The organism is Streptomyces sp. NPDC020747 (assembly GCF_044334695.1).
Lineage (GTDB): Bacteria > Actinomycetota > Actinomycetes > Streptomycetales > Streptomycetaceae > Streptomyces.
Map to the genome: position 1 here is coordinate 11,518 of NZ_JBIRTJ010000010.1, position 22,536 is coordinate 34,053.

At 70.0% G+C, this 22,536-nt stretch carries 16 protein-coding genes and 1 pseudogene; 9 read left to right on the forward strand and 8 right to left on the reverse strand.

The window, feature by feature from the left end:
* Positions 1 to 316: 316 nt before the first annotated feature.
* The 4 genes from ACH4YP_RS25220 to ACH4YP_RS25235 are packed head-to-tail and all read left to right on the forward strand — an operon-like array spanning position 317 to position 5,566.
* Positions 317 to 1,093: a redox-sensing transcriptional repressor Rex gene (locus ACH4YP_RS25220; RefSeq protein ID WP_361063672.1), complete on the forward strand. Its 777-nt coding sequence runs from the start codon at positions 317 to 319 to the stop codon at positions 1,091 to 1,093.
* Positions 1,090 to 2,928 (forward strand): glutamyl-tRNA reductase, encoded by a 1,839-nt coding sequence (locus ACH4YP_RS25225; protein WP_398492629.1) that lies wholly within the window; start codon positions 1,090 to 1,092, stop codon positions 2,926 to 2,928. Before ACH4YP_RS25220 ends, ACH4YP_RS25225 begins: the two co-directional genes overlap by 4 nt.
* Positions 2,925 to 3,884: a hydroxymethylbilane synthase gene (gene hemC / locus ACH4YP_RS25230; protein WP_361063666.1), complete on the forward strand. Its 960-nt coding sequence runs from the start codon at positions 2,925 to 2,927 to the stop codon at positions 3,882 to 3,884. The genes ACH4YP_RS25225 and hemC overlap by 4 nt, the downstream gene beginning before the upstream one ends.
* The gene (locus ACH4YP_RS25235) at positions 3,881 to 5,566 is read left to right on the forward strand and encodes a uroporphyrinogen-III synthase (RefSeq protein ID WP_398492632.1); all 1,686 of its coding nucleotides are present in this window, start codon (positions 3,881 to 3,883) and stop codon (positions 5,564 to 5,566) included. The genes hemC and ACH4YP_RS25235 overlap by 4 nt, the downstream gene beginning before the upstream one ends.
* Before the next feature lie 264 nt (positions 5,567 to 5,830).
* Here the strand turns inward: ACH4YP_RS25235 and ACH4YP_RS25240 are convergent, their stop codons facing one another.
* Entirely contained in the window at positions 5,831 to 7,237 is a 1,407-nt protein-coding gene (locus ACH4YP_RS25240) for an FAD-binding oxidoreductase (protein ID WP_398492634.1), read from the reverse strand.
* 206 nt (positions 7,238 to 7,443) lie between these two features.
* Here ACH4YP_RS25240 and hemB point away from each other — a divergent pair, with 206 nt between their 5' ends.
* Positions 7,444 to 8,436 (forward strand): porphobilinogen synthase, encoded by a 993-nt coding sequence (gene hemB / locus ACH4YP_RS25245; RefSeq protein ID WP_361063657.1) that lies wholly within the window; start codon positions 7,444 to 7,446, stop codon positions 8,434 to 8,436.
* 17 nt (positions 8,437 to 8,453) lie between these two features.
* Here the strand turns inward: hemB and ACH4YP_RS25250 are convergent, their stop codons facing one another.
* Positions 8,454 to 9,182 carry a DUF4232 domain-containing protein gene (locus ACH4YP_RS25250; protein WP_361063655.1) on the reverse strand — a complete coding sequence of 243 codons (729 nt, stop codon included), beginning with the start codon at positions 9,180 to 9,182 and terminating at the stop codon, positions 8,454 to 8,456.
* A gap of 215 nt (positions 9,183 to 9,397) precedes the next feature.
* On the opposite strand from ACH4YP_RS25250, the gene ACH4YP_RS25255 reads away from it, so the two are divergent.
* Positions 9,398 to 10,735: a helix-turn-helix domain-containing protein gene (locus tag ACH4YP_RS25255; RefSeq protein ID WP_398492635.1), complete on the forward strand. Its 1,338-nt coding sequence runs from the start codon at positions 9,398 to 9,400 to the stop codon at positions 10,733 to 10,735.
* Between the two features lie 53 nt (positions 10,736 to 10,788).
* Positions 10,789 to 11,491: pseudogene (locus ACH4YP_RS25260) on the forward strand (SAM-dependent methyltransferase); the annotation flags it as partial.
* A gap of 3 nt (positions 11,492 to 11,494) precedes the next feature.
* On the opposite strand, the gene ACH4YP_RS25265 reads toward ACH4YP_RS25260, so the two are convergent.
* From ACH4YP_RS25265 to argS, 3 genes are all read right to left on the reverse strand, one after another.
* The gene (locus ACH4YP_RS25265; RefSeq protein ID WP_398492636.1) at positions 11,495 to 12,292 is read right to left on the reverse strand and encodes a DUF4253 domain-containing protein; all 798 of its coding nucleotides are present in this window, start codon (positions 12,290 to 12,292) and stop codon (positions 11,495 to 11,497) included.
* A 45-nt stretch (positions 12,293 to 12,337) separates the two neighbouring features.
* A complete protein-coding gene (locus tag ACH4YP_RS25270; protein ID WP_361063646.1) occupies positions 12,338 to 13,264 on the reverse strand; it encodes an aminoglycoside phosphotransferase family protein in 927 nt (308 codons plus the stop codon).
* 419 nt (positions 13,265 to 13,683) lie between these two features.
* A complete protein-coding gene (gene argS, locus ACH4YP_RS25275) occupies positions 13,684 to 15,465 on the reverse strand; it encodes an arginine--tRNA ligase (RefSeq protein ID WP_361063643.1) in 1,782 nt (593 codons plus the stop codon).
* A 273-nt stretch (positions 15,466 to 15,738) separates the two neighbouring features.
* On the opposite strand from argS, the gene lysS reads away from it, so the two are divergent.
* A complete protein-coding gene (gene lysS / locus ACH4YP_RS25280) occupies positions 15,739 to 17,481 on the forward strand; it encodes a lysine--tRNA ligase (protein WP_361063640.1) in 1,743 nt (580 codons plus the stop codon).
* A 77-nt stretch (positions 17,482 to 17,558) separates the two neighbouring features.
* On the opposite strand, the gene ACH4YP_RS25285 is transcribed toward lysS, so the two are convergent.
* From ACH4YP_RS25285 to ACH4YP_RS25295, 3 genes are all read right to left on the reverse strand, one after another.
* Entirely contained in the window at positions 17,559 to 18,917 is a 1,359-nt protein-coding gene (locus ACH4YP_RS25285; RefSeq protein WP_361063637.1) for a DUF2637 domain-containing protein, read from the reverse strand.
* 178 nt (positions 18,918 to 19,095) lie between these two features.
* Complete coding sequence (locus tag ACH4YP_RS25290) at positions 19,096 to 20,019, reverse strand: DUF3558 domain-containing protein (protein WP_398492638.1); 924 nt, start codon at positions 20,017 to 20,019, stop codon at positions 19,096 to 19,098.
* 149 nt (positions 20,020 to 20,168) lie between these two features.
* Positions 20,169 to 21,056 (reverse strand): DUF3558 domain-containing protein, encoded by an 888-nt coding sequence (locus tag ACH4YP_RS25295; protein ID WP_398492639.1) that lies wholly within the window; start codon positions 21,054 to 21,056, stop codon positions 20,169 to 20,171.
* A 217-nt stretch (positions 21,057 to 21,273) separates the two neighbouring features.
* On the opposite strand from ACH4YP_RS25295, the gene ACH4YP_RS25300 reads away from it, so the two are divergent.
* A complete protein-coding gene (locus ACH4YP_RS25300) occupies positions 21,274 to 22,467 on the forward strand; it encodes an RtcB family protein (protein ID WP_361063629.1) in 1,194 nt (397 codons plus the stop codon).
* Positions 22,468 to 22,536: the final 69 nt, after the last annotated feature.

A 22,536-nucleotide genomic window follows, 5' to 3' on the forward strand; every position in this document is an offset into this window, starting at 1 on the left:
GGGCGGAGTAATGGAACCGTGGCCTGACCGAGGCGTCCAAGTGGGCCGGAAAGTCACTTAGGATCGAGCGCGGTTCGGACTCGGGGGCGGGGATCGTAGAGGAGAGTGTGCGGTTTTGCCCCCAACAAGTGAGGAACGAAGGTGCGTGTGCGCCGGTTCCGTACGGGTGCGCCGGGGGCGCGTGACCCCGGTCACGTTGCCCGGGCAAATCGGACACCATCTTTGTGCACGCGTTCACAAAGACATAGCCTGCATTCGACGGGGCGGTCTAGGTACGTGCGACCGCCTGAAGCCCCGCGCTACCCGCAGGAGCACCGTGGCAACTGGCCGAACTCACCGACCGGCGACCCGCAGCCGAGGGATTCCCGAGGCCACCGTCGCCAGGCTTCCGCTGTACCTCCGAGCCCTCACCGCTCTGTCGGAGCGCTCGGTACCCACGGTCTCCTCCGAGGAACTCGCGGCCGCGGCGGGGGTCAACTCCGCCAAGCTGCGCAAGGACTTCTCGTACCTCGGGTCGTACGGGACGCGCGGTGTGGGCTATGACGTCGAGTACCTCGTCTACCAGATCTCCCGCGAACTCGGCCTCACCCAGGACTGGCCGGTCGTGATCGTCGGTATCGGTAACCTCGGCGCGGCGCTGGCCAACTACGGCGGGTTCGCCTCGCGCGGGTTCCGTGTCGCGGCGCTGATCGACGCCGATCCCGAGATGGCGGGCAAGCCCGTCGCCGGGATCCCCGTGCAGCACACCGACGAGCTGGAAAAGATCATCGACGACAACGGCGTGTCGATCGGTGTCATCGCCACCCCCGCCGGTGCCGCCCAGCAGGTCTGCGACCGGCTCGTCGCCGCCGGTGTGACCTCCATTCTGAACTTCGCGCCGACCGTGCTGACCGTCCCCGACGGTGTCGACGTACGCAAGGTCGATCTCTCCATCGAGCTGCAGATCCTCGCCTTCCACGAGCAGCGCAAGGCCGGCGAGGAGGCCGAGGCGCAGGCCGGGGCCGCTCTGGAGGCGGAGGCCGAGGCGGCCGCCGCGGCCAAGGAGGCCGGGAAAGGGCCCGACGGGGATGTCCCCGCCGTGATGCCGGCATGAGTCTTCTTGTCGTCGGGCTGAGCCACCGCAGCGCTCCGGTCAGCGTCCTGGAGCGGGCCGCGCTGTCCGCGGACGCCCAGATCAAGCTGCTCCAGGACACGGTCGCCGCCGAGCCGGCCGCCGAGGCCGCGGTGCTCGCCACCTGCAACCGGATCGAGCTCTACGCCGACGTGGACAAGTTCCACGCGGGCGTCGCCGAGCTCTCCACGCTGCTCGCGCAGCACAGCGGCGTCGGCCTCGAAGAGCTCACCCCTTATCTGTACGTGCACTACGAGGACCGGGCCGTCCACCACTTCTTCTCGGTGGCCTGCGGGCTCGACTCGATGGTCGTCGGCGAGGGGCAGATCCTCGGCCAGATCAAGGACGCCCTCGCCACCGCGCAGGAACTGCACACGGCCGGGCGGCTGCTGAACGACCTCTTCCAGCAGGCGCTGCGGGTCGGCAAGCGCGCCCACTCCGAGACCGGCATCGACCGGGCCGGGCAGTCCCTGGTGACCTTCGGCCTGGAGCAGCTGTCGTCCGGCGCCCCGGCCGACGCCTGGCTCAAGGGCAAGCGGGCCCTCGTGATCGGCGCGGGCTCCATGTCCTCGCTCGCCGCGGCGACGCTCGCGCGGGCCGGGGTGGCCGAGCTGGTCGTCGCCAACCGGACGTTCGACCGGGCGGAGCGCCTCGCGGCCCTGCTCGCCGAACAGTACGGACAAAGCCCCGCGGAGCGGGACGATCCGGACGTGCTGGCCCGCGCGGTACCGATGGAATCGGTGCCGGACGAGCTGACACGTGCCGATGTCGTCGTGTCCTGCACCGGCGCGACCGGGCTGGTGCTGACGGCGGACCTGGTGGCCGAGGCCGTCGAGGGACGCACGGGCGCGCCCGCCGTGGAGCGCGCCGCCGACTCCGGCTCCGTACGGTCCGGTCTGCCGCCCACCAGCGTCGGCAGCGAGGACGGCTGTCCGCTCGACCTGTCCGCCGTGCAGGGCGCTGCCGTGCAGGGTTCCACCGGCTTCTCCGTCATGGGGGAGGCCGCGGTGGCCGGCATGGACGCGGCCACCCTGGAACAGCACGCCGCCTGGGTCGACAACGGGACCGTCGACCGTCGCGAGGGCCGCCGTACGCCCGAGATCGACACCGAGGCCGTCGCCGCCCTCGCCGCCGCCGCGGCCACCCTCGGGCGGGTGCCCGAGCGGCGTCGGCCCGAGCCCGTCGCCGAGGTGCCCCGGCCGCTGCCCGTACTCTCCCTGCTCGACCTCGCCATGCCCCGCGACATCGACGCGGCCGCGCACCGGCTGCTCGGCGTGCGGCTGGTGGACATCGAGTCCCTCGCCGAGGCCTCCGCGGACGCCCCGATGGCCGCCGACGTGGACCAGGTGCGGCGGATCGTCTCCGACGAGGTCGCCGCCTTCGACGCCGCTCAGCGGGCCGCGCACATCACGCCCACCGTCGTGGCGCTGCGCGCCATGGCCGCCGACGTCGTGGCGAGCGAGATCGCCCGGCTCGACGGCCGGCTGCCCGGCCTCGACGACAAGCAGCGCGGCGAGATCACCCAGACCGTGCGACGCGTCGTGGACAAGCTCCTGCACGCGCCGACCGTACGGGTCAAGCAACTGGCCGCCGAGCCCGGCGGTGCAGGGTACGCGGACGCGCTGCGGACCCTGTTCGACCTGGAACCCGAGACGGTCGCCGCCGTCTCCCGGGCCGATGGCAACAGCCCGGACGACAGCAGCCTCGACGGCAGCAGTCGGAACGGAGACAGCGCTGCTTTCGGCGGCCTGGACTTCGGCCGCGAGAACTTTGACAGCAACAACTTCGAGAGCGCCGAGAACCGAGGGCGAGCATGAATGGGCAAGCACTGAGACTGGGGACGAGGCGAAGCAAACTCGCCATGGCCCAGTCCCGGCAGGTGGCGGATGCCGTGAGCCAGGTGACAGGGCGATCCGTCGAGCTTGTGGAGATCACGACCTACGGGGACACGTCCCGCGAGCAGCTCGCGCAGATCGGCGGTACGGGGGTCTTCGTGACCGCCCTGCGCGACGCGCTCCTGAGCGGTGAGGTCGACTTCGCCGTCCACTCCCTCAAGGACCTGCCGACCGCGCAGCCCGACGACCTGGTGCTGGCCGCGGTGCCGGTGCGCGAGGACCCGCGCGATGTGCTGATCGCCCGCGACGGGCGCACCTTCGCGCAACTGCCCGACGGGGCGCGGCTCGGCACCGGCTCGCCGCGTCGCATGGCCCAGTTGAACGCGTACGCGCGCGACCACGGGACGACGATCGAGACCGTTCCGGTCCGTGGGAACGTCGATACGCGGATCGGGTACGTGCGCAGTGGTGAGCTCGATGGTGTCGTGCTTGCTGCGGCTGGAATGAAGCGGATCGGACGGATTGAGGAAGTGACCGACTTCCTGCCCGTCGACACAGTTTTGCCCGCCCCCGGCCAGGGGGCCCTCGCGATCGAGTGTGCCGCGGACAACGCGGACCTCGTCGCTGCGCTCGGCGAGCTCGACGACCCGTTCACCCGGGCCGCCGTGACCGCCGAACGGTCCCTGCTCGCCGCCCTGGAGGCCGGCTGCAGTGCACCTGTGGGTGCGCTCGCCGACCTTCTGGCCGACGGGCAGATTGTCAAGGAAATGCGCCTGCGCGGCGTCGTCGGCACGACCGACGGCTCGACGCTGGTGCAGTTGTCCACCACCGGTCCCGTGCCCGAGACACATGACCAAGCAATGGCGCTCGGCCGTGAACTCGCCGCCGAGATGCTTGCCAAGGGCGCGGCCGGTCTGATGGGGGAGCGAGCACATTGAGCCCCACCACCCTTCCCGCCGGCCTCGAACACGGGCACGTCACCTTTCTCGGTGCCGGACCCGGGGATCCGGGACTGCTGACTCTGCGCGCCGTCGAGGCGCTGGCGAACGCGGATGTCCTGGTCGCCGAACCCGAAGTGATCGACGTCGTCCGCACGCACGCCAGACGAAACGTCACCGTGCTCGACACCGAAACGGGGGCGAGCCCGGACACGCCTCAGCTGACGGTAGTTGACGGCACGTCAACTACCTCTGGCGTCCCCGCGTCGAAGGACGCGGCCAATATTGTCATGGAGGCCGCGCGCGGTGGCAGGCGGGTCGTCCGTGCCGTCTCGGGCGACCCCGGGCTCGACGCGTACGCCGCCGAGGAGATGCTCGCCTGCGCCGCCGCGGGTGTGCCCTTCGAGGTCGTGCCCGGTGTCGCCGCCGCTGTCGGAGTGCCCGCGTACGCGGGTGTTCCGTTGCGGGACGCCCAGGGCGCGGACGTGCGGTTCGTCGACGCCCGTACCGCGTCCGGGCGTTGCTGGACCGAGGTCGGGGCGTCCGACGGGACCGTTGTCGTCTCGGCGACCCTCGAATCCGTGGGTGCGGCCGCGGGGGAACTCGTGGCCGCCGGGCGCAAGCCCGATACGCCCATGACCGTGACGGTCGGCGGTACGACCACGCGTCAGCGGACCTGGGCCGCGACGCTCGGGACCATCGCGCAGACGCTGAAGCAGGCCAAGGCGCTGCCCTCGCCCGATGGCGGGCGGCCGGTGATAGCCGTGGTCGGTGAGCGTTCCGCCGCCGCCCAGCGCGACCAGTTGTCGTGGTTCGAGTCCAAGCCGCTGTTCGGCTGGAAGGTGCTCGTGCCGCGTACGAAGGAGCAGGCGGCTTCGCTCTCCGACCAGCTGCGGTCGTACGGGGCCGTGCCGCACGAGGTGCCGACGATCGCCGTCGAGCCGCCGCGGACGCCTCAGCAGATGGAGCGGGCCGTCAAGGGGCTTGTGACCGGGCGGTACGAGTGGATCGCCTTCACGTCGGTGAACGCGGTCAAGGCCGTGCGGGAGAAGTTCGAGGAGTACGGGCTCGATGCTCGGGCTTTTGCCGGGATCAAGGTCGCCGCGGTGGGGGAGCAGACCGCCAAGGCGTTGGTCGCCTTTGGGGTGAAGCCGGATCTGGTGCCCAGTGGGGAGCAGTCGGCTGCCGGGTTGCTGGAGGACTGGCCTCCCTACGATCCCGTTTTTGATCCGATCGACCGGGTGTTTCTGCCTCGGGCCGATATCGCCACGGAGACGTTGGTCGCCGGGCTGATCGAGCTCGGGTGGGAGGTCGATGACGTCACCGCCTATCGGACCGTGCGGGCCTCGCCTCCGCCTGCGGAGACTCGGGAGGCGATCAAGGGGGGTGGCTTCGACGCCGTTCTCTTTACCTCGTCCTCGACGGTGCGGAATCTCGTGGGTATCGCCGGGAAGCCTCACAACGTGACCGTCATCGCCTGTATCGGGCCCGCCACGGCCAAGACCGCCGAGGAGCATGGGCTGCGGGTCGATGTCATGGCTCCGGAGCCGTCCGTGCATCGGCTGGCCGAGGCGTTGGCGGACTTCGGGCTTCGGCGGCGGGCCGCGGCGCTTGAGGCCGGGGATCCTGTTACTCGGCCCAGTGAGCGGCGGCCGGGGTCTCGGCGGCGGCGTACTACGTAGTCGACGTAGTCGAAGTAGGTGTGTGGCAGCGCGTCGCGGTCCCTTGGGGAGTGCGGCGCGTTGTCGTGTGCGGTGCGGTGCGGTGTGCGTTGCGTTGTTCGTGGGGCGCGGGCCGTGCCGGTACGTCGAGCCCGCCGCTTCCGGGTGTACGGCTGCGGTTCCTAGGGTCCCGGCTACGGGAGGAGCCCTACGCGGCGGGCTTTCGACGTACCGGCACGGCCCGCTCCTTTGCGTACTTGGCTGCGGTTCGGTTCGGCTCTCGTTTTATGCCGCCGGGGGTATTGCGTGGCCGTAGCGGAGCAGGTTGGCCGGGTCGTGGGTGGCCTTGGTCTGTTGGAGGTGTTCGTAGACCTCCGGGGTCCAGGCTCGGGCTCGGTCCGCCTCGTTTCCGGGGGTGCCGTGGATGTTGACCATGGTGTGGCCCGTGCCGTAGGGGGCCATGGCCTGCTGCAGGGCTGTTGTGGCCTGCTCTACTGCCTGTGCCGTTTTTGGGTCGGGCAGGATTGCCACCGATTCCAGGAAGTACGTGGCGTCTCTGGCGCAGACCGCGTCCTGTACGGCTGCCGGGCGGGACAGTGCGGCTCCCATGTGGCGGAGTTCGACCAGGAGGAGGGGGCAGTCCGTTGCTGTCGGGCCCACCTGGTCGAGGAACGTCCGGACGGCCTCGGGGGTGAGGTCGTGGAGCAGGGCGCACGATTCGCGGGCGGGGAGTGGGTCCTCGGGTTCCGCGTAGATCTCGTCCACCGCCGTGTAGTCCATCGCGGCGATGGTGTCGATTACGGCTGGGGCTGCCTCGCGGATGGGGGTCAGGAGGTCGTTTCCCTGTGATGGGTCGCCTGTCCACGCCACTGCCACTCGGGCCCAGAAGCCGCCTCGCAGCGGTTCCGGGATCTGGGGGAGCGGGGGGAGGCGGAGCAGGCTGAATGCCGTGCACATCTCTGGGGGGAGGGTTGGTGTCCAGTTCGCGTAGGCCTGGAGGAGGGCCTCCGCGTCCTTGCCCGCGCAGTAGATCGCGCCGCCGAGGATGCGGGTGAGCGGGAGCAGGTCGGTGACCAGGGACGTTACGACGCCTACGTTGCCCTTGCCGCCGCGCAGGGCCCGGAAGAGGTCGGGCTCGTGGGTCGCGTCTGTCTCGTGCAGGACTCCGTCGGGGGTCACCACCTGGAAGGAGCGGACCAGGTCGGATGCGTAGCCGTACGTTCGGCCGAGGACCGGCAGGCCGCCGCCCAGCGTGTAGCCGATCACGCCCACGTCGGTCGACGAGCCGTTGAGCGCGGCCAGGCCGTGGGGCGCGGCCGCCTCCAGGACGTCCCGCCATTTCGCTCCGGCGGACACCGTCGCGGTGCGTTCGGCCGGGTCGATCCGTACGTCGGTCATGCGGCTGGTGTTGATCAACAGGCCGTCGTCGATCGGGAAGTTCGCGCCGTGGCCCGTCGCCTGGACCGAGACGGGGGTGCCTGTCGCTGTCGCCCAGCGGAGTGCCGCGACGATGTCGTCCGTTCCCGTCGCCCCGATCACTATGTCCGGCGTGTGGCGCTGCGCGAGGTTGAAGCCCGTCACCTCCGCCGTGTAGGCGGCGTCGTCGGGTCTCAGGACCGGGCCCCGGATGGCCGAGAGGGCGAAGAGGTCGGGGGTGGGAGTGGGGGTGGGGGTGTGGTGCGCGGTCGTCATCTCGGCCTCCTTCTGGCGCGTACTTCGTCGCGCGGCGGAGGGACGGCGGCGGTTCTGTGCCCAGAGAGGCCGTCGGGGTCCTTGTTCCACCAGCTTGCGCCTGGGGCGTCCCGGGCGCATGTGGGGGCGGCAGGGGCGTGGGGAGGGGCCGTAGCGCCGACTTCTCGTCGGCAAAGGTGGTTCTGGGGCGGGCGTAGCGTTGGTGTATGACTACGTACGGATCCTTCCCCGGCAGCCGGCCGCGGCGGTTGCGGACCAACCCCGTGATGCGGCGCATGGTCGCCGAGAGCAGGCTGCATCCTGCCGACTTCATCCTCCCCGCGTTCGTGCGTGAGGGAGTGGCCGAACCCGTGCCGATCGCGGCCATGCCGGGCGTCGTGCAGCACACCCGGGACAGTCTGAAGAAGGCTGCCGCGGAGGCTGTGGCGGCCGGGATCTCCGGGATCATGCTGTTCGGTGTTCCGGAGGAGTCCAAGAAGGACGCGGTGGGGACTCCGGGGACCGATCCTGACGGGATTCTGCAGGTCGCCCTTCGGGATGTGCGGGCCGAGGTCGGCGACGAGTTGTTGGTGATGTCCGATCTGTGTCTTGATGAGACCACTGATCACGGGCATTGCGGGGTGTTGGACAGTCAGGGGCGCGTCGACAACGATGCGACCCTGGAGCGGTACGCCGAGATGGCCCAGGTACAGGCCGACGCCGGGGCCCATGTGGTGGGCCCCAGCGGGATGATGGACGGCCAGGTCGGGGTCGTACGCGATGCTCTGGACCAGATCGGGCGGGAGGACGTGTCGATCCTGGCCTACACCGTCAAGTACTCCTCCGCCTTCTTCGGGCCCTTCCGGGAAGCCGTCGCCTCCTCGTTGAAGGGCGACCGGAAGACCTATCAGCAGGATCCCGCCAATGTGCGTGAGTCCCTGCGGGAGTTGGCCCTTGATCTGGAGGAGGGGGCCGACATGGTGATGGTCAAGCCGGCCGGCCCGTACCTCGACGTCCTCGCCCGGGTCGCGGACGTGGCGGACGTGCCTGTGGTCGCGTACCAGATCTCCGGTGAGTACTCGATGGTCGAGGCCGCCGCCGAGAAGGGGTGGATCGACCGGGACCAGGCGATCCTCGAGACGCTTACCGGGATCAAGCGGGCCGGCGCCCAGAACGTTCTCACGTACTGGGCGTCCGAGGTGGCGCAGAAGCTGCGCTGAGCCCTCTTGCCTCCGGCCTACCAGGCGAGGGCGTCCGCCATCGTCTGCTGCCAGTACGTGACGGTGATCGAGTCGTCCACGTACACGCCCTTGGCGGGCAGCGACGGGTTGGACGCGGTGCCCGAGCCCTGGTTCACGTAGACCGCGAGCGACTTGGCCGTGTAGCCGTTGGAGCCGCTGCCGTCCGCCGCCGAGAGCTGCACACCGGCGTAGCCCGACTCGCCCGGGGCCAGCGTGACCACGGCCTGCGGCTTGGAGTCCTCGAAGGCCGGCGGGACCGACTGGGCCTCGCCGAAGCGGACGGCCGGGTAGCCGATCACGTTGCAGTTCTTCGAGCCGGTGTTGGTGACGGTGAGGAGCAGGTGGTTCAGGGGGCGCGAGACCACCGTGGCGGTCGTGCGGACGCTGGAGCAGGTGGGCGTGGCGGCCGGCTTCTTCGACTTCCCGGAGGCCTTGGAGCCCGAGGAGTTCGAAGTGCCCGACGAGTTCGAAGAGTTCGAGGAACCTGTGGATCCCTTTGCGTTCGTCGTGCCGCCCGCGGTGTTCTTCGCGCCGGCGGGGACGGTCGACTGTCCCTTGTCCGCCGGTGCCTTCTCGTCCGTCTTCGGTGCCGGCGTGGACGTGGACGCCTTCGACGCGCCCTCGTCCCGGACGCCCTCCGCTCCGTTGCACGCCGTCAGCGTGAGCGCGGCGATCGTGAGTGCGGCGGCGGCGAGCGTACGGGTGCGGATGGTACGTGCGGACATGGCTGATCTCCCTGATGCGGTACGGGTCTTGGTGCGGACCGCTCGACCGAGTGTCGGGAGCGGCGTGCTTGGATGGCCCAAGCTTGTGCGGCGCCCTGTCCCGGCCGCCACACCTGCCGGGGTTTGCGGGACGCTGGAACGCCCGTAATGGCTCTGAACTGGGGGAACGACCCTCCCCTGGAACGCTGATCCGGGACGTGGGAGAGGGAGGAACGGTGGCGGGGGACGAGTTCTCGGCGCTCTTGGGACAGTTGAAGGAGCGGTCCGGGCTCAGTTACGGGGTGCTCGGGAAGCGGCTTCACACGAGTACGTCCACGCTTCACCGGTATGTCAACGGGGATGCCGTGCCGACGGACTACGCGCCCGTGGAGCGGTTCGCCCGCGCCTGCAAGGCCTCCCCCGAGGAACTGGTGGAGCTGCATCGGCGATGGGTCCTCGCGGACGCGCGGCGGGGGCAGAAGGCGGACGAGGGGCCCGTGCAGGGGGCCGCGGTCGGACAACCGGCTGTGGGGTCGGCCGCGGGGTCCCTCGAAGAGCCGGGGGAGGGAGTCGGTGAGTCCGGTTCGGCCGATGTCGTCGGCTCGGGGGCTCCCGAGGTCGAGCTCGGAGGGGCGCCGGACGTGCCCGTGACGCGGCGGCGGCGTACCGTCGTGCTCGCCGGTGCCGCCGTGGCCGCAGCGATCGTGTCGGCCGCCCTCGTGGTGAATCTCGTGCCGGGCAAGGGCGACGACGGCGACGGCGGGAAGCAGCCCGTGGGGGCCGCCGCCGAGACCGTCGACGACAGTCCCGGGGCCACTGAGTCCGGCGCCGCGAAGGGCAGGTCGGCCTCGCCGTCCGCCTCGCGCAGTGGTACTCCCACGGCGTCCTCCTCCGCCTCCCGGAACGCCGGGGCTGGGGCAGGGGCCGGGGCCGTGAAGGACTCAGGGGCCGAGGCCGGTGCCTCCGCGCCGACCGTCGCCGTCAACCCGTACAAGTGGGACAGCCCGTGCAGTCAGCACTACCTCGTCGACCGGAAGCCCGAGCAGGTGCCTCCGCCGCCGAGTGAGTCGGACGCGCGTGGGTGGGTCAGCGCGCTCGGCGGGGTCGCCGGCGGGCAGCAGATGCTCGCGCTGACCGTGCAGGGCACCGGGAAGGCCACCGTCGTCCTGGAGGCGCTGCACGTGCGGGTGGTGGAGAAGAGCGCGCCGCTCGCCTGGAACGACTTCGAGATGGGCGTCGGGTGCGGCGGCGGGGTGGAGACCACGTCGTTCGCCGTGAACCTTGACGCCGGGCGGCCCGCGACCTCGCCCAAGGCGGGGCAGCGCGACTTCCCGTACAAGGTGAGCGAGTCCGACCCCGAGGTCTTCTACGTCTTCGCGGACGCCCGGGCGCACAACGTGAGTTGGTACCTGGAGCTCGACTGGTCCAGCGGGGACAAGCAGGGCACCGTACGCGTCGACAACAAGGGGCAGCCCTTCCGGACCAGCGGGAACGTGGGGCGGCCCGCTTACAACTACCCGCTCGGCGACTCCGAATGGGGGCGGAACGAGTACGAGCCCGACATTCCGGGCTGAGTGCCTCCTCCTTCCCGGGCCGGGCACTGTCAAGTCACCCTGAGAGTTAGGTCGACCGGGCCGCGGCAGCCGCCGCGCTCTCGGCCAACCCGCGCGGCTACCTGGACATCGGCACGGGTCTGCCGACCCAGGAGAACGTCCACCAGATCGCCCAGCGGCTCGCCCCCGACTCCCGGGTCGTGTACGTCGACAACGACCCGGTCGTCCTCGCCCACGCGCGCCCTGCTCGCCGGCGGGGCCGAGGGCCGGACCGACTGCATCGACGCCGACCTCGAAAGCCCGGCCCAGATCCTCGAAGCGGCCGGGAAGACCCTCGACTTCGACCGGCCGGTCGCCCTCGCGCTCGTGGCGATCCTGCGCTTCGTCGAGGACGACAGGGCCCACCCGATCGTGCGCGAGCTGATCGACGCCCTGCCCTCGGGCAGCCGGCTCGTCCTCAGCCATCTCACCGAGGACCTCTACCCCGAGAACATCCGCGCGGTCCAGCGGACGTACACCGAGCGCGGTTTCACCTTCGTGCTGCGCTCGAAGGCGGAGGTCGAGCGGTTCCTCACCGAGAACGGCCTGGAGATCGACGAGCCCGGCGTGGTCCCCGCCCACCACTGGCGGCCCGACAACGCGGCGCCCGTGCCCGAGCAGCCCGAGCCCGGCCGCTTCGAGGGCCTCGACGACATCGAGAAGGTCAGGTACCGAGACATCAACGACGTGACGGACGCGGACATCAACGTGTACGCGGTCACGGGCCGCAAGCCCTGAGCCTCAGTCCCATCTGAACGTCCAGGAGCGTGCGTCGAGCACCTCGTGCTCGGCGTACGCCCGCAGGGAGCCGTGGGCGCTCTGCTCGATGTTGTCCGGGCAGAACGCGTAGTGCTCGGCGGCTACCGCCTCCGCCTCGGCCACTGTCCGGGGCGGGGCCGCGACCGAGACGACCAGCTGGTCGTAGGTCATCGCCACGATCCGTATCCCGAAGCGGTCCTCCCAGGAGCGGAGGACCGCGCACAGCGGCGCCACGTCCTCCGTGTGGTTGACCGGGCCGCACCAGCCGACGGCCGCCGGGATGTCCGCGCTGCGGCGGGCAGGCACGAGGGCGAGGTGCGCCCGCACCAGCCAACTCCCGCCGCCGGTCAGGGAGTCGGCGACCTCGGCCGCCCGCTCGTCCGGGTCGGCGTCCGGCGGGCCCGCCTCGGCGAGGCCCGGCCAGTCGGCGTCCTCCGACTCGGCCGCGTACTCCTCCCAGAGGTCCGCCAGCACCTCCTCCGCGTCGTGGTCGCCCGGATACGACGCGAGGCCGGGGTCCAACTCCCACTTGTCCGGGTGGGGTTCGCTGTCCGCGTCGGCGCCGAGCAGCACCGGATGCAGGCCCGCCGAGCGGCGCGCGGACGCCAGCCGCAGCCAGTCGCCCGGCGCCGCCGGGGCGTCCGACCGCCACAGCAGCGGTTCGTCCCAGGGGCCGTCGACCGTCGTGTCGAGCAGCGTCCCGGGCGGGAGGTCGAGACCGAGCGAGCGGCCGGTCGGGTCGGCCGCCAGCGTCGGCAGCTGGTTCGGAAGAGTCGCCATGCCCGTGACTTTAGGGCCCGGCACTGACAACGCCCGTGGGGGCCGTCAGCCGGTGCCGAACCACGTCTCGGCGAGCGCGTCCAGCGTCGGCTCCGGCGGCTTGGGCAGCAGGCTCAGATAGCTGGGCAGGTTGCTGTAGACGTGCAGCAGCGTGTACGCCATGAGCGTGTGCGGGTCGATCGGCGGGCACCCGTAGGCCTCGTAGAACCGCTTCAGCAGCCGGGGGTCCCCGCACGAGATGAACAGCCCGACGCCCACGAAGTCGTACGCCGGGTCGCCGATCATCGCCGGCTCGAAGTCGAACAGGCCCGTCAGGCGCCAGCCGTCCGGGTCCACGGTCAGATGCTGGCGCATGAACTCCGTGTGCAGCAGCACCCGCCGGGCCGGAGGCGCCAGCGGCACCGAGCTCAGGAACCACGGGATCTGCTCCAGCCAGTCCTTCGACAGACCGGCCTCGCGCTGCTGCTCCACCGCGTTCATGCGCTGCGCGTCGACGAACAGGCCCCAGTCGGAGGGGCCGACGGAGCTCGCGAGCGGCGCCGGGTTCAGCGCGTGCAGCGCCGCGAGGGTCTCGCCGGCCTCCGTGACGATTCGGTCCTGTTCCGCGGCCGGGATCCGCGGCCACGCGTCGGCGAGGCTCTCGCCGGGCAGCCGGGACATCAGCACGAACGACCAGCCGTTCTTGTAGGCCCCCGCGGAGTACACCTGTGGTGTCGGAACCGGCAGTCGGCCGTACACATGGCTCAGTACCCGCTCCTCGCGCCTGGCGTCGATCTTCTCGAAGGCGGGGAACAGCTTGACGACGTGCGCGGCACCGACGGAGTAGACCGGCAGCGAACCCTCGATGAAGCGGATCAGTGGCTTCACCGGCACTTCGAGGCGCTCGCACAGGTCCATGACGGCGGGCCGCAACAGGGCCTCGTCACGGACCATGTCGTCCAGCTCCTCGCCGGTCTCAACGAGTGGCAGCACGGGTCAACACCATCCAGACGGCCGAGTGACGGAGAAGGGCAGTGCAGTGCTCATTGGGCTCCCAGTGCGGTCCAACAGGGCTCTGGATTCCCCGGAGTTGGGGTTTGCGCCCCGCAGCATCGCATACTCCGGGGTGCGCCCGAGCACCTCAACCTTTGGCCATCACTCGTACGGATTGCCAGGTCAGCGCGGGGTGAGGCCAGTGGCATATGCGGGCCTCTGTCGCCGCACGGGTCACCTCTATCGCGGGGGCCCGCCTGTCGTGTACGCCTTCAACTTCCTTCACCCGAACGGGGGAAGCGGCCGGGTCGGTTGTCGTATGTGCCGGGACCCGGGCGCATGTGCCGAGACCCGGGCGCGGCCCCGTGGTGAGGGGCCGCGCCCGGGTCTCGGGTGGCTGCCGGTGAAGCTCGCGACGATCAGAGGCGCTCGGGCGTCCTGATGCCGAGCAGGGCCATGCCCTGGTGGAGCGTGCGGGCCGTCAGGTCGACGAGGAACAGCCGGTTCTCGACGACCTCCTTCGGGTTCGCGTCGCTCAGCACGTGGCACTGGTCGTAGAACGTCGTCAGGTGCGACGCCAGCTGGTACAGGTACGAGGCCAGCTTGTGCGGCTCGTACCCCGACGCCACGTCCAGGAGCAGCTCGCCGAACTGGTCCAGGTGCAGCCCCAGCGCGCGCTCCGCCGGAGCCAGTTCGAGCTCCGGGTGGGCCAGCGGACGCGCGTCCCCTGCCTTGCGGAGGATCGACTGGATACGGGCGTACGCGTACTGGAGGTACACGCTCGTGTCGCCGTTCAGCGACACCATCTGGTCCAGGTCGAACTTGTAGTCCCGGACGGCCGACGTGGACAGGTCCGCGTACTTCACGGCGCCGATCCCGACGTACCGGCCGTTCTCGACGATCTCGTCCTCGGTCAGGCCGACCTTCTCGGCCTTCTCGCGGACCACCGCCGTGGCACGGTCGATCGCCTCGTCGAGCAGGTCGACCAGCCGGATCGTCTCGCCCTCACGGGTCTTGAACGGCTTGCCGTCCTTGCCCAGCACGGTGCCGAACGCCAGCTGCTCCGCCTTCGCGTCGCCGTTCAGCCAGCCCGCCCTGCGCGCCGTCTCGAAGACCATCTTGAAGTGCAGGGACTGCCGGGCGTCGACCACGTAGACCAGGTTGTTCGCCTTCAGGTCGAAGACGCGGTTCCTGATCGCGGAGAGGTCGGTGGCCGCGTAGCCGTAGCCGCCGTCCGACTTCTTCACGATCAGCGGGACCGGGTTGCCGTCCGGGCCCTTGACGTCGTCGAAGAACACGCACAGCGCGCCCTCGGAGCGGACCGCCACGCCCTTCTCCTCCAGGAGGCGGCACGTCTCGTCCAGCATGTCGTTGTAGCCCGACTCGCCGACGATGTCCGCGTCCCGGATCTCCATGTCCAGCTTCTCGAAGACCGAGAAGAAGTAGATCTTCGACTCGTCCACGAACTTCTGCCATGTGGCCAGGGTGTGCGGGTCGCCCGCCTGGAGGTCGACCACCCTGCGCCGGGCCCGCGTCTTGAACTCCTCGTCGGAGTCGAAGTGCGTGCGCGCGGCCTTGTAGAGGCGGTTGAGGTTCGACATCGCCTCCTCGCCCGTCACGACGCCGTCCTCGGCGGACCTGTGGTCCAGCTCGTGCGGGTGCTCGTCCAGATACTGGATGAGCATGCCGAACTGGGTGCCCCAGTCGCCGATGTGGTGCCGCCTGACGACCGTCTCGCCGACGAACTCCAGGACCTGGACGACCGCGTCGCCGATCACCGCGGAGCGGAGGTGGCCTACGTGCATCTCCTTCGCCACGTTCGGCTGGGCGTAGTCGATGACCGTCGTGCCGGGGTTCTCCGTGAACGGGACGCCGAGGCGGTCCGCCGGGTCCGTGGCGCGGGCCGCGAGGTTCTCCGTGATCGCCCGGTCCGTGAGCGTGATGTTCAGGAAGCCGGGGCCCGAGACCTCGATGTCCTTGATCAGGTCACCCTTGACCACCCGGTCGACGACCTGCGTCGCCAGGTCCCTGGGGTTGGCCTTCGCCTTCTTCGCCAGGGCGAGGATTCCGTTGGCCTGGAAGTCCGCCCTGTCGCTGCGTCGCAGCAGCGGGTCCGCGGGCGCGGTCTCCGGCAGGGCTGCCGTGAGCGCGTCCGTCAGGCGCTGGTGGACGTGGGCGGTGAGGGACGTGACCGAGGCCATGGGGTGGGTGCCGTTCTCCTCGTGGGTACGGGTGGATCCGTCCAGTATCCCATGGGGGTAAAGCGAGTTTCCGCCCCCGCCGCCCCTACCCAATCCCTTCCCTTGCTCAGGGGCTCCGCCCCCGAACCCCCGCTCCTCAAACGCTGGAGGGGCTGAAGATTCCGGGGCCGGTGAAAAGCCGTTTTCGTGGATGCGGTGGGAGCTGGGAGAATGGGGCGGTCAGCCGTGCGAACCGTACCGCCGGCCCATGACACCTCCTGAGGAAAGAAGGACGTGCCGATCGTGGCTCAGAGCACCGAGACCACCGACTGGGTCTCCCGTTACGCGGATGAGGTCATCGAGGAGTCGGAGCGTCGGGCCCCGGGCAAACGGGTCGTCGTCGCGTCCGGACTGTCCCCGTCCGGCCCCATCCACCTCGGGAACCTCAGGGAGGTCATGACCCCGCATCTCGTCGCCGACGAGATCCGCCGCCGGGGCCACGAGGTCAGGCACCTCATCTCCTGGGACGACTACGACCGGTACCGCAAGGTGCCGAACGGCGTCGTGGGTGTCGACGACTCCTGGGCCGAGCACATCGGCAGGCCCCTCACCGCCGTCCCCGCCCCGAAGGGCTCCCCGTACCCGAACTGGGCCGAGCACTTCAAGGCCGCCATGGTCGAGGCGCTCGGCGAGCTGGGCGTCGAGTTCGACGGCATCAGCCAGACCGAGCAGTACACCTCCGGTACGTACCGCGAGCAGGTCCTGCACGCGATGAAGCACCGCGGGGACATCGACGCGATCCTCGACCAGTACCGGACCAAGAAGGCCCCGGCCAAGAAGCAGTCGCAGAAGCCCCTCGACGAGGCCGAGCTCGAAGCCGCCGAGGGGTCGGGCGCGGCGGCCGACGACGACGGCACCGGCTCCGCCGGGTACTTCCCGTACAAGCCCTACTGCGGCGACTGCGGCAAGGACCTCACCACCGTCACGGCCTACGACGACGACACCACCGAGCTGACGTACACCTGCACAGCGTGCGACTTCTCCGAGACCGTGCGGCTCAGTGAGTTCAACCGCGGCAAGCTGGTCTGGAAGGTCGACTGGCCGATGCGCTGGGCGTACGAGGGGGTCGTGTTCGAGCCCTCCGGCGTCGATCACTCCTCGCCCGGGTCCAGCTTCCAGGTCGGCGGACAGATCGTCGGGAGCATCTTCGGCGGCAAGCAGCCCATCGGGCCGATGTACGCCTTCGTGGGCATCTCCGGCATGGCGAAGATGTCCTCCTCCAAGGGAGGCGTGCCCACCCCCGGTGACGCGCTGAAGATCATGGAGCCGCAGATCCTGCGCTGGCTCTACGCCCGCCGCCGCCCCAACCAGTCCTTCAAGATCGCCTTCGACCAGGAGATCCAGCGGCTCTACGACGAGTGGGACAAGCTGGAGGGCAAGGTCGCCGACGGGTCCGCCCTGCCGGCGGACGTCGCCGCGCACTCGCGCGCCGTCGGCACCGCCGCGGGCGAGCTCCCGAAGACGCCCCGCCCGATGGCGTACCGCACGCTCGCCTCCGTCGCCGACATCACCGCCGGCGCCGAGGACCAGACCCTGCGCATCCTCAGCGAGCTCGACCCGACCGACCCGCTCTCGTCCCTCGACGAGGTCCGGCCGCGGCTCGACCGGGCCGAGGCCTGGATCAACACCCAGGTCCCCGCCGACCAGCGCACCGTCGTCCGCAAGGAGCCCGACACCGAGCTGATCAAGTCCCTCGACGACCAGGGCCGCGCCTCGCTGAGGCTGCTCCTGGACGGCCTCGACTCGCACTGGTCGCTCGACGGACTCACCCACCTCGTGTACGGAGTCCCGAAGGTCCAGGCCGGCTTCTCCGCCGACGCCACGCCCAAGGAACTCCCGGCGGAGATCAAGGTCGCCCAGCGCACCTTCTTCGCCCTGCTCTACCACCTGCTGGTCGGCCGTGACACCGGCCCCCGCCTGCCCACCCTGCTCCTCGCCGTGGGCCAGGAGCGGGTGAGGAAGCTGCTCGGCGAGTAGCAAGTAGCCAGTAGTCGTACGTGATGGGGGCGCCCGGAGAATCTCCGGGCGCCCCCATCACGTACACATGCAGGTCGTTACGCGATGTGGTCCTCTTCCAGCTCCATCGTGTGGCGGTTGGTGAAGCGGGTGACCAGGCGCTTCGCCTCCGGCTCCGGGAGGGTCACGCGGTACTCCGCCTCGACGTTGTCGCCGAACTCGCGCGGAGTCGGGTAACTGCCGTTTATCGACTGCTTGAAGACCTGGTAGAACGACTCCTCGTCCGGCTCCGGGGCCGGGGTGCCGCCGCCCTCGCCGAGCTGACGGGTGCGGTTCGGGCCCGACGGGATGGGGAAGGTGCCGGTGTCCTCGGGAGAGGGCTCACGCTCCTCGTACTCCTCGATCACCTGCCCCTGCCCGTTCTGGTACGCCTGACGCTGCTCGGCCTCGTACTGGGCCTGCTGAGCCTCGTACTGGGCCCACATCTGGTCCGGCGCGTACGCGGGGTCGTAGCCGCCCTCGTAGACGATCTCCTGCTGCGGGGGAGCGAACCACGGGCTCGACTCCGGCTCCTCCTCCAGGTACTCCGGCTGCTGCTCCTGCTGCCCGAGCCGCGCCTGCTGCCGCTCCTGAACGGGGTAGCCGTCGGCGTCCAGGTCCTGGCGCTGCCGGTCGTCCCGGGGTGCTCCCGGGCCCACCTGGGCGGGGACGGCGGCCTGCGGCGCCTCCACGCGCTCCAGCTCCGTCTGCTGCCGGGGCGCCGGAGGCAGCAGCGCCGGCTCGATGCCCGCCGCGGCCAGACCCGAAGGGGCCGTCTCCGCCAGCGGCACACCGTAACGCGCCAGCCGCAGCGGCATCAGGGACTCGACCGGGGCCTTGCGGCGCCAGGCGCGGCCGAAGCGCGAACGCAGCCGGGCCTGGTAGACGAGACGCTCCTGCTCCAGCTTGATGACCTGCTCGTAGGAGCGCAGCTCCCACAGCTTCATCCGGCGCCAGAGGAGGAACGTGGGCAAGGGGGACAGCAGCCAGCGGGTGAGGCGCACGCCCTCCATGTGCTTGTCGGCCGTGATGTCCGCGATCCGGCCGATCGCGTGCCGCGCCGCCTCCACGGAGACCACGAACAGGATCGGGATCACGCCGTGCATCCCGACGCCCAGCGGGTCCGGCCAGGCGGCCGCGCCGTTGAACGCGATCGTCGCCGCCGTCAGCAGCCACGCCGTCTGGCGCAGCAGCGGGAACGGGATCCTGATCCAGGTCAGGAGCAGGTCGAGCGCGAGCAGGACACATATTCCCGCGTCGATACCGATCGGGAAGACGTAGCTGAACTTCCCGAAGCCCTTCTGGAGGGCGAGTTCGCGCACCGCCGCGTACGAACCGGCGAAGCCGATCGCGGCGATGACGACGGCTCCGAAGACGACCACCCCGATGAGAATCCGGTGCGTCCTCGTGAGCTCCATAGGCGCGGACACCCGTACTCCCCTCCCATGACGACCTGTTGCGCGCAACAGAGTGGCACATGTGTACGGGCTCCGGGCGCGCAGTACGGCACCGGCCCGGCCCCCACGGAGGCCGGGCCGCTGCAAATGTCCTGGTCCGGCCGCGAGTTGGGCAGCGGCCGGATTGCCGGAACGGCCGTCAGCTCTTCTTCGTGGCCGACGGGCTCGGGCCCGGGGTCGAGTCCTTGAGGTCCGAGCCCTGGCCCGGGTCCTTGCTGGAGTCCGACCCCTGGCTCGGGTCCTTGCTGGAGTCCGAGCCAGAGGTCGGGTCCTTGCCGGGGCTCTTGCTCGGCGCCGTGCTGCCGTCGGCCGCGGAGCCGCCGCCGGCCCCGTTCGCCGTCCGGACCGACTCCACGGCCTCCTTGGCGGCCTTCTCCGCCGCCTTCGTCAGATCGGCGACCTTGGGGGCCTTGTCGCCCGCCAGACCCGCGCCGTTGTAGTCGACCGTCACGACGACGTTCTCGACCCGCGTCACGACCGTCTGCTGCTTGAAGGTGCCTTCCTTCTTCTTCAGGTCGTACGTCACCAGCGTCGCCTCGTTGCCCATCCCCGTCAGCGGCTGCGACTTGGTGTTCTTCGCGTCCGTCACCGAGCGCGCGTCCTCGGCGTGCTTGGTGAAGTACTCCGAGGCCAGCTTCTCGCCCGTACCGCGGGTCGCGTCCGACTCGAAACGCAGCAGGGACACGTTCAGCCAGCGGAACTGCGAACCGTCCACGCCGTTGTTGTCCAGGCTGTTCCAGGAGCAGTTGCCGCGCGTCGCCGCGTCGCCCGACTTTCCCTCCTTGTCGGACTTGGTGCCCTTCGGGACCATTTCCTTCAACGTCTTCGACGAGAACGCCTTGCAGGGCTCGGGAAGCTTCGCGTACGCGGCCTCCTTCACCACCGCGCCCGCCTCCGTCGCGGAGGACGACGCCGAGGCGCCGGAGTCCTTCTTCGCGTCGTCGCCGGAGCCGTCGCCGGAGTCCGAGGAGCAGCCGGAGGCGACGAGCACCATCGGGACGGCGGCCGCCCCGACGAGGATGCGGGTGAGTCGCTGACGCTGGCGCTGTGCGGGTCGGTGCATGGTTCCTTCACTCAAGACGCTCGGGTGTGCGTGCGAACGGCCGCGTCCTCGGTCGGCCGCACTTCGGTCGGGTCCGAGGGGCCACGGTACGCCGAACGGGACACGGGTGACTCGGGTTCCGCCCAGCCCGAAACCCCTGCCGGGAGCCCCTAGTCGTTGAACGTCCCGGCGAGCTGACCCGCCAGTTTCCGCGCCCTGTCCTGCATGTCCTTGCTGCTGGGGACGTCGGTCGTGGTCGCCGGCTGCTCGTCGTACTGGATCGTCACGACCACGTTGGACGTGCGGAACACCACAGTCACCGTGCGCTGCCGGGAGCTGCTCAGCACGTCGTCCAGGAACGCCTCGTCGCCCAGGTCGTCGAGCGTGCGGGGCTGCAGGGCGGAGGGGGTGGAGCCGTCGGAGGGCGTGGCGGAACCGCTCTCGTCGCCGTTGCCCGATCCCGACGCGCTGGAGCTCGGCCCGGAACCGGAGCCGTCCGAGGGGGATCCGCTCCCTTCCGGGGCCGATTCGGGCGACTCGGACGAATCCGGCGACTGGGATGCCTCCGATGACTCCGACGACTCCGATGACTCCGACGAGGCGACCGGCTCCGGAAGGTCCGCCGCCGTCTCCGTCTTCAGATAGATCTCCGTCGCGCGGTCGTCGTCGCTGACCGCGTTGTCGTAAGAGACCACGCGCTCGAAGTCCACCAGCAGGTGATCCGTCCCCCCGGTCGACTCCGCCTTCCAGCGGCAACCGACCTTGCGGTCCGTGTCGTACGTCTGCGTCGCCGTGCCCTCGTACGTCTTCTCGCGCTGCTCCTCGTCCGTGACCTGCTTGATGCCCGGCAGCAGCGAGTCGAGCGTGCCGTGCGACACCGCGGCGCACGGCTCCGGGAGCGTGCGGTACTTGCCGGGCTGCGCCGCGGTGGGCGTCGTGGCCGATTCGCCCGGCTTCGGGTCGCTCGTGCCGTCGTCGTTGCCCGATCCACCGGTGCAGCCGGCCAGCAGCACCGCGAGGAGCGCGGCGACGCCGGGTACGTAGGCCTTCCGCTGCACGGTGAGGCTCCTCTCGACGGGTCGCCGCGCTGGGCGCGCGACCGGGGTGTCCTGTGGTTATGCGTTGGTTAATCAGTTGCCGCGCGGGGGCGGCCCCTGGAGACAATGTGTATCGCACGCACTGCCGTGGACGCCGGTCCGTTGTCCCAAACGTTGACCTTGGTGCCGGTTTTGCGATTTGCGACTTCTGTTTGTTTTACGGGGGAATGAGGACGAGATGTCGTACGTGGAAGTGCCGGGCGCGAAGGTGCCGATCCGCATGTGGGCGGACCCGGCGTCGGTCGAGGACGTCGCGATGCAGCAGCTCCGCAACGTCTCCACGCTCCCCTGGATCAAGGGCCTCGCCGTCATGCCGGACGTCCACTTCGGCAAGGGCGCGACGGTCGGTTCCGTCATCGCCATGCAGGGGGCCGTGTGCCCCGCGGCGGTCGGGGTCGACATCGGCTGCGGGATGTCCGCGGTAAAGACGTCCCTGACGGCCAACGACCTGCCCGGGGACCTCTCCCGGCTGCGGTCGAAGGTCGAGCAGGCGATTCCTGTGGGCCGGGGGATGCATGACAGCCCGGTGGAGCCCGGGCGGTTCCATGGGCTTGCTACTTCGGGGTGGGACGACTTCTGGGGGCGGTTCGACGGTGTGGCTGAGGCCGTGAAGTTCCGTCAGGGGCGAGCGACTTTGCAGATGGGAACGCTTGGATCGGGGAATCATTTTGTCGAAGTGTGCACGGATACGACCGGTTCTGTTTGGTTGATGCTGCACTCCGGTTCCCGGAACATCGGCAAGGAACTGGCCGAGCACCACATAGGTATTGCGCAGAAGCTCCCGCACAACCAGGGTCTGGTCGATCGTGACCTCGCCGTATTCATCGCGGACACCCCGCAGATGGCGGCGTACCAGAACGACCTCTACTGGGCGCAGGAGTACGCCAGGTACAACCGGACGATCATGATGGCGCTCTTGAAGGACGTGGTCCGCAAGGAGTTCAAGAAGGCCCGAGTGACCTTTGAACCGGAGGTCAGCTGCCACCACAACTACGTCAACCGCGAGCGTTACGAGGGCATGGATCTGCTCGTCACGCGCAAGGGTGCCATCAGTGCCAGGGCGGGCGAGTACGGCATCATCCCGGGTTCGATGGGCACGGGCTCGTACGTCGTGAAGGGCCTCGGCAACGAGAAGGCCTTCAACTCGGCCTCGCACGGGGCGGGTCGGCGCATGAGCCGTAACGCCGCCAAGCGTCGCTTCTCGACGCAGGATCTGGAGGAGCAGACGCGGGGCGTGGAGTGCCGTAAGGACTCCGGCGTCGTGGACGAGATCCCGAGCGCGTACAAGCCGATCGAGCAGGTCATCGACCAGCAGCGCGACCTCGTGGAGGTCGTGGCGAAGCTGAAGCAGGTTGTCTGCGTGAAGGGCTGAACTAGGAGTGGGGCTCGGGCTGTTGTCGGCCCGAGTCCCATTTCTCGTTGCGTCGGCGGGATTTCGCAC